This window comes from Clostridium yunnanense (assembly GCF_016595795.1).
Taxonomy (GTDB): domain Bacteria; phylum Bacillota; class Clostridia; order Clostridiales; family Clostridiaceae; genus Clostridium_AR; species Clostridium_AR yunnanense.
This window is the reverse complement of sequence record NZ_JAENHN010000039.1, coordinates 152,740-165,693: the sequence shown is the minus strand read 5'-3', so window position 1 is coordinate 165,693 and position 12,954 is coordinate 152,740. Positions and strand designations below refer to the sequence as shown.

Annotated in this window: 12 protein-coding genes and 1 other annotated feature (1 of these 13 only partly in view); of the genes, 7 read left to right on the top strand and 5 right to left on the bottom strand. The window is 30.0% G+C overall.

The features are described 5' to 3' along the window. The first annotated feature begins 253 nt into the window (after nt 1–253). The 4 genes from JHL18_RS14215 to JHL18_RS14200 are packed head-to-tail and all read left to right on the top strand — an operon-like array spanning nt 254 to nt 3,042. On the top strand, nt 254–577 hold the full coding sequence (locus tag JHL18_RS14215; protein ID WP_200270287.1) for a PadR family transcriptional regulator: 324 nt from the start codon (nt 254–256) through the stop codon (nt 575–577). A gap of 20 nt (nt 578–597) precedes the next feature. Then, nucleotides 598–1,125: a DUF2812 domain-containing protein gene (locus JHL18_RS14210; protein ID WP_200270285.1), complete on the top strand. Its 528-nt coding sequence runs from the start codon at nt 598–600 to the stop codon at nt 1,123–1,125. A 17-nt stretch (nt 1,126–1,142) separates the two neighbouring features. Beyond that, nucleotides 1,143–1,874, top strand: coding sequence for an ABC transporter ATP-binding protein (locus tag JHL18_RS14205; protein ID WP_200270283.1), 732 nt, complete (start codon nt 1,143–1,145; stop codon nt 1,872–1,874). After that, entirely contained in the window at nt 1,867–3,042 is a 1,176-nt protein-coding gene (locus JHL18_RS14200; RefSeq protein WP_200270281.1) for an ABC transporter permease, read from the top strand. Before JHL18_RS14205 ends, JHL18_RS14200 begins: the two co-directional genes overlap by 8 nt. 155 nt (nt 3,043–3,197) lie before the next feature. On the opposite strand, the gene JHL18_RS14195 is transcribed toward JHL18_RS14200, so the two are convergent. Then, entirely contained in the window at nt 3,198–4,472 is a 1,275-nt protein-coding gene (locus tag JHL18_RS14195) for an MFS transporter (RefSeq protein ID WP_200270279.1), read from the bottom strand. A gap of 417 nt (nt 4,473–4,889) precedes the next feature. Between JHL18_RS14195 and JHL18_RS14190 the strand changes: the two genes are divergently transcribed. Both JHL18_RS14190 and JHL18_RS14185 read left to right on the top strand, forming a co-directional pair. Then, nucleotides 4,890–5,903, top strand: coding sequence for a phosphodiester glycosidase family protein (locus JHL18_RS14190; protein ID WP_200270277.1), 1,014 nt, complete (start codon nt 4,890–4,892; stop codon nt 5,901–5,903). Nucleotides 5,904–5,913: 10 nt separating this feature from the next. Beyond that, nucleotides 5,914–6,948: a hypothetical protein gene (locus JHL18_RS14185; protein ID WP_200270275.1), complete on the top strand. Its 1,035-nt coding sequence runs from the start codon at nt 5,914–5,916 to the stop codon at nt 6,946–6,948. Nucleotides 6,949–7,054: 106 nt separating this feature from the next. On the opposite strand, the gene JHL18_RS14180 is transcribed toward JHL18_RS14185, so the two are convergent. The 4 genes from JHL18_RS14180 to JHL18_RS14165 all read right to left on the bottom strand — a co-directional run bounded on the left by JHL18_RS14180 (nt 7,055) and on the right by JHL18_RS14165 (nt 10,777). Next, entirely contained in the window at nt 7,055–7,723 is a 669-nt protein-coding gene (locus JHL18_RS14180) for an ABC transporter ATP-binding protein (protein ID WP_200270273.1), read from the bottom strand. Then, a complete protein-coding gene (locus tag JHL18_RS14175) occupies nt 7,720–9,084 on the bottom strand; it encodes an ABC transporter permease (RefSeq protein WP_200270271.1) in 1,365 nt (454 codons plus the stop codon). The genes JHL18_RS14180 and JHL18_RS14175 overlap by 4 nt, the downstream gene beginning before the upstream one ends. A gap of 3 nt (nt 9,085–9,087) precedes the next feature. After that, on the bottom strand, nt 9,088–10,053 hold the full coding sequence (locus JHL18_RS14170; RefSeq protein ID WP_207753027.1) for an ABC transporter permease: 966 nt from the start codon (nt 10,051–10,053) through the stop codon (nt 9,088–9,090). 490 nt (nt 10,054–10,543) lie between these two features. After that, the gene (locus tag JHL18_RS14165) at nt 10,544–10,777 is read right to left on the bottom strand and encodes a DUF2164 domain-containing protein (protein WP_200270267.1); all 234 of its coding nucleotides are present in this window, start codon (nt 10,775–10,777) and stop codon (nt 10,544–10,546) included. A 475-nt stretch (nt 10,778–11,252) separates the two neighbouring features. On the opposite strand from JHL18_RS14165, the gene hisS reads away from it, so the two are divergent. Further along, complete coding sequence (gene hisS / locus JHL18_RS14160) at nt 11,253–12,566, top strand: histidine--tRNA ligase (protein ID WP_200270265.1); 1,314 nt, start codon at nt 11,253–11,255, stop codon at nt 12,564–12,566. Nucleotides 12,567–12,751: 185 nt separating this feature from the next. Further along, nucleotides 12,752–12,954: a binding site (T-box leader), on the top strand; it runs 58 nt beyond the window's last position.

The window sequence follows — 12,954 nt, the reverse complement described above, 5'->3', positions numbered from 1 at the left end:
TTTATCTAATATTTTGATAAAAATTATTATACGTAAATTGTTATACAAAAAAAGAACAGGTATGTATTTGTAAACATACTCTGTTCCATAATTATAATATTTATTTCTTAACTTAATGACATTGCTAGATTTAGCTTCTATTTTTTATTACGAAAAATTATTGACAATATGAATAAATTGGAATATTATATCAGTATACGATATATCGGAGGGCGATATAACATTCACCAATGAAGGGGATGACCTGAAATAAATGAAAGATGCTAAAAAATATATTCCTTTAACAGAAGCTACATACTATATACTTTTGTCCTTAGTAGAGACTATGCATGGTTATGGCATAATGCAAAGGGTTGAGGAGATGACAAATAGTCAGGTTAAACTTGGACCAGGAACTTTATATGGAGCCATAAGTAAGTTAGTTAAGGAAGAGATAATAGTAGAAGTAATTAATGAATTTGATTCTAGACGAAAAAGCTATTCACTGACTGAGCTCGGGAAAGAGATAGTTAAATTAGAGCATAAAAGAATTGAATTACTTTATGAAAATGGCAAAAGAGTAGTATCTGGACTATAGCATTCATTATGGAGGTTAAGATGGTAGATATAAACAAATATATTAAAAAGTTTAAAATTTTCTTTGTGTGGCAGCATGAAGAAGAAGAAAAATGGTTAAGGGAAATGAGCTTAAGAGGGTATGAGTTGGTAGACGCGAGATTATTCATATTTACATTTAGAGTGTGCGAACCGAAGGATGTTGTATATAAGCTTGATTACAGAAGATTAAGCAGATACGAAGAGGATAATTATCTTACAATATTTGCAGAATCTGATTGGGAGTATGTAACAGGATGCATGAATTGGTTCTATTTCAAAAATGAAAACTATAATGAAGATAATATGGAAATTTTTAATGATGAAGAATCAAAGGCTGAAATGGTGAGCCGTGTCCAAAAGCTAATAGGATTAATTACTGTTTCAGAGCTATGTATGCTTGCATCAATAATAAGAAGCGCCAAAGAAAGTCCCGCGTTAGCAACTTTTTGGGCATTGTTAATGATGCTTTTAACTTATGGAAATATAAAGATGTTTCTTAAGCATAGAGCTTTACGCAAAAGATTTTAATTAGGGAGAGATGATATATGTTAGAGGTTAAGGAACTTACAAAAGAGTTCAAGAAAACAAAGGCTGTAAGCAAGATTAGTTTTACTGTGAATCCAGGTGAGATAGTAGGACTTTTAGGTGAGAATGGTGCTGGTAAGACAACTACTATGAGAATGGTATCTACTCTACTAAAAGCTACAAACGGTACTGTGCTAGTAAACAGTTTCGATATAAATAAAGAACCAGATAAGGTTAGAAAAGAGATAGGCATATTGTTTGGTGGAGATGTAGGTCTTTACGACAGATTAACAGCAAGAGAAAATATGTCCTACTTTGCTAATCTTTATGGATTTAGTAAAGAAGAGGCTGATAAAAGAATTAATGAATTAGCTGAAGAACTTGATATGAAAGAGTATATAGACAAAAGAGTTAGTAAGTTTTCTAGAGGAATGAAACAAAAGGTGTCTATTGCTAGATCCATTGTCCACTCACCATCAGTTATGTTGTTTGATGAACCTACAACTGGTTTGGATGTAAGAGCTACTAGGATAATTCATAACTTTATAAAAAAGTGTAAGAGAGAAAATAAGACAATACTTTTTTCAAGCCATTCCATGAGAGAAGTTGAAAAGCTATGTGATAGAGTAGTTATAATAAATAAAGGCCAATTAGTTGAAGAAGGAACTATAGAAGAATTAAAGAAAAAGTATAATAATGATGACTTAGAAGAAGTTTTTGTAGATCTTATAGGAGGTGAAAAGGATGAATAACTTTTTAACTATATATAAAAAAGAATTAATAGATATTTTTAGAGACAGAAAAACAATTATATTCAGTATTCTTCTGCCTATATTGATCTACCCAGTTATGTTTGGATTAGTTAACTATATGATGAAGGATATGCAAAGTGATATTGAAAAGAAATTAGATCTTGGAATTAGAGGAAATAAGGATTCCGCTATAGTAAGCGTACTTAAGGAGCAGAAAAATATTACCCTTCACTATGATGATAATTTGGATGATAAGCTTAAAAAGGGAAATGTATCACTTATAATAGATATACCTAATGAGTTTGATAAAAATATTAATGATTTTAAGCCAACAACTTTAAAGCTTATATATGATAAAGATTCAAATAAATCATCTATGGCAGCTAGCAGTATAAGAGCCATTTTTGATAGTTATTATAAATCAATAGTGAATGCACGAGTAGAAAGTAAAGGCTTAGATAAGGATTTCTTAAATCCTTTTGATATACAGCAAGTTACGGCTGAAAATGTAAAAGATTCAGATCAGGGCTTGGGATCTATGATGATAGGAATGCTTCCAACCTTCATAATAATATTTATGCTTACACCTACTTTAACTATAGCTGCGGACTTTATTGCAGGAGAAAAGGAAAGAGGAACTTTTGAACCACTGCTTTCAACTTCAGTAAGTAGAATGTCTATAATGTGGGGAAAACTAGCTACCCTTGCTACAGTATCTATAATAGCTTTAGTTGCTAGTATGATAGCAATGGGAGGATCTTTAAAGTATAACTTTAAGCTAGGAAGTGCATTAAATGTTACTCCTAAAGCTTTAGTTTTAATAGGGATATTCTCTGTATTCATACTCATATCAATATGTGCTGTAGAGATGGCTGTAAGCATATATGCTAAATCTATAAAAGAGGCGAACTCGTTTCTAGGTGGGATAACAGCTCCAGTATTTATATTGTCGTATATACCATTTATGATGGATGCAAAAACTGTTAAATGGATGTATTTTAATATACCTATAGTAAATGTAGTAGTTCTGATGAAAGAATTCTTAGTTGGTATATTCAACACTCAGCATATATTAGTAGTAGCTGCTTGGCATGTGGTTTATATCATTTTATCAATTCTTTTTGTAAAGATAATGTTCTCAAGAGAAGAAGTTATATTTAGAAGTTAATAAAGAATTGCGATATAGAAACTTAATTTGTACTTGCTCTAAAATCCCGACTTCTGAGGATTTTAGGGTATGTATATATTGCTTTTATTAAAAAGTTTGAGCTGAATTTTATATTAGCTCAAACTTTTTTGTTTAATTAAAATATGATTTATTAGTTAATCAAGGCCTTTAAGACCTTTGTTTAAAGTCTGAGTCAAAGATAAAATAATTACTACTATACCTAAGGTGAAGAATAATACTTTAATTGAAACTGCAGATGAAATCATACCAAAGATAAATGAACCTAATGGTGTAGCACAAAGCATTAGCGCATTCATAATAGAAGCAACTCGAGAAAGATATTCTCTATCTATTTTAGTAAATAGAGATATTTGTAGAGGCATGTTAACCAAAATAGCGCCTAAGCCTAAAAAGAAACTATTGATAGCTAATGACGGGTATAGTAAGTAGGCTGGAAGATGACCTAAGAGAGCGAAGATGGAGTAGGTTAATCCTACTATTGCAGTACCTGATAAAAGCATTAATCTTCCGCCTATCTTCTCTTTAATCTTAGGTATAAACAATACACCTAATGACATAGCTATAAGTATAGGAACCTCCATAAATGAAAGTACTTCTGAACCTCTGTTTAGAACATCCTTTGCATAAGGCGCTTGAAAAGCATTAAATGGCGTCATTAAAACATTAACCAGTGCTCCAAAGATACATATGCTTAGTACAAAACTATCTTTAACTACATAAGAAAAACCTTCTTTTAAATCATTAAGATAAACTTTAGGGCTATTATCTGTGTTTTTCTTTAGGTAATCAGTATACTTTAAAGTTAAAACTATAAATCCACAAATAAAAAATGTGCCTGCGTCTATTAGTATTGCTCCACCAACCCCTAGTATAGCGATAAATAACGGAGCAGCGGTAAGACCTATGATTTGAAGTGTGTTGGTTAAGGACGAACTAAGTGAAGTGCCTACATTAAATTTTTCTTTTGGGAGTATTAGTGGAGAGGCAGCAGTTGATGCTGGACCTCTAAAAGCTTCAAAAGATGAGTTGAAAAATGTAACTACATAAAGATGCCAAGCTCTGAGATTTCCAGTAATAAAAAGTAAAGCAATTAAAGATACGCAGAGGCCTCTGCCTAAGTCGCAGATAGCCATTACATGTTTCTTTTTAAAATAGTTTGATGCTACGCCAGAAACCATGCCAAATAATAAATTAGGTAAACCATTTACTGCAAAAAGAGCAGCTACGAGTGCTGTAGACCCTGTTACTTGGTATACAAGCCATGAGAATGCAATTGTATCTATTCCGTCACCAAATCTGGATACACTGTTGGCAATGGTGTTTTTTAAAAATTGTTTTTCTGTAAGTAAGTCTTTATAACCTATCTTAATTTTTTCTTCTTGTAAAGGGGTGTTTGTGTTTTGTTCCATTTACGTCTCCTTTCAATATAGGATTTTATTTAATTTTTAATGATTAGTTATGAAAAATAATAAATTAGATGTAAGGTGATAAGTCTTTTTATTAACAATTTAATAACTAATTATTAAAATTATATTAAAAATGGAATAATAATGCAAATTATATATATAACTAGTATTAGCTCAGAATATTACTATGTACATTCAAATTACTTTGTTCTATACTTATTTGGTGATAAAGGTTTAAAAATATAAGTATGTAACGGTTTGTTACAACATTTTGCTTTATATGTAGGACAAGCTGTGAAGTGTATAATCAAAAGTAAAATATTTATTAAATTTTATATATGTAATTAAAATGTAATTAAACCTAAATGTTACTTTGGTATATTTAAAAAGTTGGATTCTTATGATGAAAGGATTTGTGTTATGGATAAGATAAAAAAGAGGAAGAAAAAGAAGTTTTCATATAAGAAGTTTTTATTGTTTATTGTTTATATAATAGGGTTTATGGCTATAACTTCACCTATATTACTGTTATTTGGACCATATAGTGACCTTAGAAAGATGGTTCTAGGGACGGTATTAGCCACAAGGCATAGTTATCTAATAACTAAGTTTATACCAGAGGCTACTATCAATGAAATGATGGATAAAACAGACACTGCTGTTTCAGCCATGAAGGAAGATACAAGTTTAATAAAGATAAATAACACCTCTGGAAATGATATAACAAGGTATGATTTTCATACAGACAAATATGATGGATATATGCTAGAAGTAAAAAACCCTAAGAAGGTTAAAGTAGCTATGACCAAGTATTTAGGTAAAGTTGGAGAAAAAACTAGTGAGCTTGCAAAAGATCATAATGCTATTGCAGCTATTAACGGTGGTGCATTTAGTGATCAAACACCAGATGGTAAGCTGTATGAAGGAACAGGGGCAGTACCTGGAGGATTTGTAATTTCTGAAGGTAAGGTAATATATCCAACAGAAAATATAGATTATAAAGCTTCTATAAGCACAATTGCAATAACTAAAAATGGTGTGCTTCTGGTTGGAAGTTATAGTATAAATGATTTAAAAAGCCTTAATGTAAATGAAGCCATGTGCTTTGATAAAGTTCCGCTTATAGTTAATGGTGAAAGACAAATTAAAGCTAAAAATAAACTTGAAGATGGATTTAATCCTAGAACTGCTATAGGGCAGAAAAAGGATGGAACCATATTGCTTTTGGTTATAGATGGAAGAAAAAGTGTTAGCAAAATAGGAGCAACCTTATATGACGTTCAAGAGATAATGATGTCTAGAGGCGCTGTAAATGCTGGAAAGCTTGATGGTGGATACTCAAGTACTATGTACTATGATGGAGAAGTTATCAACTCACCTAATGTTTGGTCTGGTGAGAGAAAGGTAGCCACAGCTTTCTATGTGGAGAAATAGGTGATTGATTATGAAGAAATTTAGAGTATTTTTACTATGGACTGCTATTGCCCTGGTAATACAAAATGGAGTGTTTTTATATTTCGAAAAGGTATATCTTGGTGGAGACACTACTGTTAAGGCTGAAAAGGTAGAAAAGAAGAAAGTCAGTAATATGAAAGATATAAATATTCCTAGTGACGCTAAAGATATTAAGATGTCTCATAATGGAACATATATTGCCTTTATGGAAGATGGAGTCTTAAAGGTAGGGGATAGGACTAAAGGAGATATAAAGACTGTTAAGGTAGAAGAAAATATGGAAGTTAATTATGCTAAATGGGTAACTGATGGAGATTTTCTCATAATAGCTGAAAAAACCAAATCTTCTAAAAGTAAACCTTATATAGATATCCATAAATACGATGTATCTAGAGATGAAAAGGTAGAGCTTACTGACTTGGATCTGAAGAAAGATATAATTAATTTGTCTAGCAGTAAGGATAATGTTGAAGATATGGCATTTGCAACTTCTTCTAACGTAATGTATTTTAAAATAGGAAAATCATCTAATAGATCTGATATATATAAAATAAATGTTATGTCTCAATTAGAAAAGGTTAAAACCAATCTTGTGGGAATAGGTGCAATAGATATTGATCCAGTTAATGCGAATTTGCTTTATGAGCAAACTAATATGGTAAAGCTTAATACAGGTACTAAGCAAACTAAGATTAAGAATTTAAGTGAAGGTATTATATTAGGACATAATGATAATTCGGTTTTCATAGGTAAGGGAAAGTCAGATGAAATACAAGAGATAATCTATGGAGATGCAGATAAAGCAGTAAGCACCTGGGAAAAGATAAAATTAGATAATAAAGTGAGCAAGAAAGATATATTCATAACTGCTGGAGGCAGAGTGTTTATAAAAGATTCTAATAAAACCTTAACTGATGCTGTTACTAAAAAGACTATAAAGTATGAAGGTACGTTATTGGATGTAAATGATAAAGGTATACTTTGTAGTGTTGATGGCCAATCAAAAGTAATAGAAATAGAATAAACAATAAAACATGTCCATAGAAAAGGAGTTTTTCCATGGACATGTTTTATTGTTTTTAGCAAGTTATAGCATTGTATTATTTAGTTAATATTAGTTGAGTTTAAAGTTAAACAACTAATCCATCCTTCATAACTATCTTCTTAGAAGAGAATTCTGAAACCTTTGAGTCATGTGTAACAACTATAATAGTTTTACCTTCTTTTTCACTTAATTCTTTTAGAAGATTCATTATAATTTCGCCATTTTCCTGATCTAGAGACCCGGTTGGTTCATCACCAAGAATAATCTTACTTTCTTGGACTAATGATCTTGCTATAGCAACTCTTTGTTGCTGACCACCCGAAATCTGAGATACCTTTTTATCTTTTTTATCAAGTATGTCAAGCTTGGACAATATATTCAGTGCTTTTTCTTTCATCTTCTTCTTTGATATACTTCTTATCATAAGAGGTAGCATAACATTATCTATAACAGTAAGATTGTTAATTAGTGCGAAGTTTTGAAATATAAAAGATATCTGCTCATTTCTAGTGGTAGCAAGCTCATTAAAACTTAACTTACTAGTAGGTTTATCAGCAAGCAGATACTCACCATCAGTTGGCTTATCTATGCACCCTATTATATTTAGCAAAGTGCTTTTTCCACAACCAGACGGCCCCATTATTGATAGGAAGTCGCCTTCTTCTATGGTTAGATTTATTCCCTTTAGGGCATTAACAGAGACTTCTCCACTGCCATAAGTCTTATTTATATTTTCAAGTTTAATTATACTCATTCCCTGAAACCTCCTATAAGATCAATTGGATTTGACTTTTTCAATGTCAAGTTAGTTAATAGGGATGTTACTACAAATATTACGATAAGTGGGAATATAGGATAAAGGATATTATAAATCGTAAAAGTGTTTGACAGTCCGCTAACTATAAAGTTTTCATTTAATTTCAGCGATAAAACTATTCCTGATAAGTAGGAAAGTATTGATAGTAATAAATATTGTAAAGAATAAATTAAAGTTAATTTTCTTGTATTTACTCCTAGAGATAATAATACACCAAGCTCTTGCTTTTTATCAGTCACAAGGGCTAGTATAGAGCTTAATAAACCTATGAGGCAGAAAACTAATATAATAGCATCTTTTATTGTCTCATACATGATTCGTGGTTTTATTTCATTTATAAATTCAGACAAATCATCATCATAAGATTTTGCATTAATAAATAGATTAAGTTCCTTGCCTTTAGATATGATTTCGTTCTTAGTCTTTTGATCATTACTATTCTTTAGGATTACTACAAGATTGTTTATTTCCAATGTTATATCCGTTGCAAGTTTTTCTTGTGATGAATCTTTTGATGAACCCTTTATGGAAGCAAGCTTAGTAAAGTCTGTGTCCGGATTATAATCTATTAATGCTGTATCAAGACTTTTTTTATTAAGGGTAAAATAGGAGAATTCATTTGTCAACAGCATATTATCCTTCTTTAAAAATCCAATTATCTTATATTTTATTTTAAGAGCTTTACCGGTGGAAAATCCCTCTATTGTGTCATTTAACTTATAAAACTGTTTAAAAGAATATCCAGCTATAACTGGAATTGTTGGTTCATAACTCAAGGTAGCCCCGTTTTTTATATACTCGTTTATAAAATTATCATAGTTTTTATAATCCTCATTATTATAAGTTCTGCCCTCTGATATTGAACTTGAGAGAAAATCAAGATAGTCTTTATTAATACTATATATAGGAACAGAATCGTTATGTTCATTATTTTTCTTAGAATCCTTGTGAAAAACTTCATCGAACTCTTTGCTAGGACTATTAAATTTTACATCAGCTTCATAAGACCTAAGGATTTTATCTACATTTGGATTTTTATAGATATAATTATGAAATTCTAGTTTTTCGTCAAATTTTTTGTTTGTATTTTCCATAAGTTCTGCAGTATCAATGTTGATTGATACTACCTTTGAAGGATCAACAATATGCTTTAGGGTGCTGGAGGTTATGTTTTTTATAAATATCATAGAATATAAATTTACACTAGATATAACAAATAGAGTTATTTGTATATATAAAAATAAAAATAAAATCCATCTGCTTTTCATACTTTTTAAGGAAAAATTAAATAAATTCATAAATTACCTCCTAAGCTCAGAGGCTAAATTAGCTCTTAATATATATATATAATTTATCACTAAACATAAGGTTAGCAGAGCAGTTGAGAAAATCACACCTGTACAAAAGTTTTCATATTTAAATTTTATGCTAATTGATAATACTTGAGATAGTAACTCCTCTGTTGCTAGGTTGATGAAAATAGCAGCTATAAAAGCTGGAACAATGATGAATAGTAAGCTCAGCGATAAAATAAGCAATAAGTGTTTTTTCTTATAACCTAAAAGAACTAAGACTGAGAATTGTTTACGATTCTTTCTACACCAATTATAGGTGAAGTTGATTATATTAGTTATTGAAATAATAATTAACAAAGCTATAGAAGTAAGGAAGGTTCGTTTTGAATATAGAATTTCGTTCAAACTGGTTGTCTTATAACTGCCCAAAATAGAGCTGTTACTATAATCACTATTGAAGTAATTTTTAGCTCTTAGAGCTTCTTCTTTTGAGGCGTTTTTATTAAAAAACAGGTAATCGATATTTGGAATCTTTTGTTTTTGTAATGATGCTGGAATAGCTTTCATTGGTACTAATACTGAACCATTCCAATAAGAATTAGTATCTCTTCCTATATACCCGACAACTCTATATTTTTGACCTTCAATTTCTAAAAAGTCCTCGTTGCTACTTCTAATTATCAAATCTTTAAGATTATAACCTACTAAAGCTACCTTTGAAGAGTTAATAATGTCATCTCTACTGAAGAGTCTGCCAGAGAATAAAGGCAGTGATTTTAAATTAATATTATCGTTAAATGTTATACCTGCTAAAAACATTCTTTTATTATTGTTAATAAGAGAAAACTCTCCTGATACTATTGGACAATTAGCATTCTGTTTTAGGTAATCTAATACAGTTGATGTCTCGATAGGTTTATTAAAGTGAATACTTATCTTATCAGATTCTTCTGATAATGAAGCTTTGTCCATCTCGGATTTATAGAAGAAGTTAACATATTCAACACCGATGGAAAAGGATAGTATTGCGATAAGTATGCTAATACTTAATAAAAAGGTATTTATGTATGAATTAAAAATATTTTTCAGTGTTAGATTTATCATAAAATATCCTTTCTTAAGTTATCAGCAGCTATTTTATTTTTCATAAAAATCATCCTTTCATCATAAAATGGTTTTAAATTGTAATCGTATTTGTAATTATAAGGTAAATGCAAAGAAAAGAAAAATATTCCCATGATTGTTAATGGAAAACAGATTGTTTTTTTACATATATACTTACATATTCTAACAAATACATACCATATTAATCTAAAAGTAACTTTTTTTAACACAAGCCGATAATTGTGTTGATATATATAAAATAATAAAAGATTTTATAAATTATTTTTTAAAATAAAAACAAATGGTTTATAAAAGATATCTTATCTAAATAAACCATTTGTTTTTATCGGGTATAGTATTATTTTTGAAGTCCAAGCATATCTTCTGTTCTTTCGCTCATATATCTATAGGCATCACTAATTCCTTGATTATAGAACTCAGAAGATAACTCTTCAACGAAAAAATCTAGTACTGCAGAGGCAGCTAGGTTTCCTATTTCCTCGTCTCTCTCGTTATAGAAAAATTCTTGTATGGATGAAATCATTGACTCTCTTTTTTCTTTACTTAGTGTAATCTTTTTTTCTTTTCTCAAAGTTGCGATCTCCTTTAATAATAAAAATATATTCTATATTATCCTTTTAAATAGCCCATAAAATGAAGATTAGAGGGCTATATGTATCTAAAATGTAGTTTTATTGCTAATAAGTTTTAATTAGATCTGTATATAATTATAAGATATTGATTATTATAGAAGCAATAAAAGATTATTATGCTATGATTAATATTTTATTATAACTTGAATATTGAATTCTAATATGTTAAGATTATGGAAATTAAGTTTGGAGATAATGATTTATGATTAATATAAGTTTTAATTCACAAGTAAAACTACATTACCATAGATAGAAGACTTGTTCTTGGTTAAAAAAACCACAGATACAGGTCTAATCTTGTTGAGGATTTTGTATCTATGGTGATTGAGGGATAAATAGTACACCCACCTAGGTATAAATCCTTAGTGGGTGTTTTTGTTTTCCAAATAAATGATATTAACAGGAGGAGAAGAAATGGAGAAAAATTTTGTTAAACCATCAATATTACCTGGATTTATGGAGCTTACTCCAAAGGATCAAATTGATTTTAATTTTATGATGGACACTATAAAGAAAAATTATGAGAAATATGGATTTGCACCAATGGATACGCCAATTATGGAGAAAAGTGAAGTTTTACTTGCTAAAGGTGGAGGAGATACAGAAAAGCAAATATATAGATTTAATAAAGGGGATACTGACATATCCTTACGCTTTGATCTAACAGTTCCTTTCGCTAGATTTGTGGCACAACACATGGGTGAGTTAAACTTTCCTTTTAGAAGATATCAGATAGGTAAGGTTTATAGGGGAGAGAGAAATCAGAAGGGAAGATTTAGAGAATTCTATCAATGTGATATAGATATAATAGGCAATGGAAAGTTAAGTATAGTTAATGATGCTGAGATTCCAGCAGTTATATACTCCATATTTAAAGAATTAGGTTTTGAAAACTTTAAGATAAGAATAAATAACAGGAAGATATTAAATGGTTTCTTTAGCTCTCTAGGAATAGCCGAGGCTGGTGATGTTCTAAGAGTAATAGATAAGCTAGATAAAATTGGAGAAGAAAGTGTCAGAAGTGAACTTTTAAATACTCTAGATGAAGATCAAGTTGCTTCAATAATGGAATTTATAATGCTTTCAGGAAATAACAATGAACTGATTAATTCTTTAGAGCAACTTGGTGTAGAAGATGAAGTATTCTTAGATGGAGTTAAGGAACTAAAGGCAGTAATAGAATATATAGGCTATTTTGGTGTTCCAGAAAAAAATTATATAATTGATTTAAAAATTGCAAGAGGGTTAGATTATTATACTGGAACGGTATATGAAACTATACTAGATGATTATCCTTCCATTGGTTCCGTGTGTTCAGGAGGTAGATATGAAAATCTAGCAGAGTACTACACAAATCAGAAGCTTCCTGGAGTTGGCATATCCATTGGTTTAACTAGGCTATTCTATCAGCTAAGAGAAGCAAACCTATTTAAATCTAAAGGTAGAGAAACTTTTTGTGATGTTATCATAATACCTATGAATGAGGAGTTGAATTACAGCTTAGAAACAGCAAATAAGCTAAGAGCAGCTGGTATAATAACTCAAGTATATTTTGAGGGAGGAAAGCTTCAGAAGAAGATGAACTATGCAAATAAATTAGGGATTCCTTATGTAATATTAATAGGTGATGATGAGATAAAGGATAATGTATTGACTGTAAAATCAATGCTTTCAGGAGAGCAAGATAAAAAGTCTGTTGATGAAGTTATAAAGGCTTTAAGGAAGTAAAAAATATATGATGTAAATAGAAAAATTCTTATGTTTATATAATTATAAGATGTTAAAAAGATAAATTTATAAGAATTTATAGTGTTTCTGCGGGTTTACACGATTTATAAAACTTTTTATGTAAGTTATTCAAAAAAATAGTTGAATAAATTTATATGCTTGAGTATAATATATAAAAAAATATAAAAAAGGCTATGAGTAGAAAGAGTAAAGATATATTTCTTTTTAAGAGAGCTTCTGGTTGGTGTGAAGAAGCAAAGAATTTATTTTGAATACATCTATGAGCTGAACACCAAATCCTTGTAAGGTAGTAGGCTGTTTTCCCTATCCTGCGCAGGTTATAGCGCTAGAGTATCATGTTGTTAACATCGTACTCGAAAAGGTTATT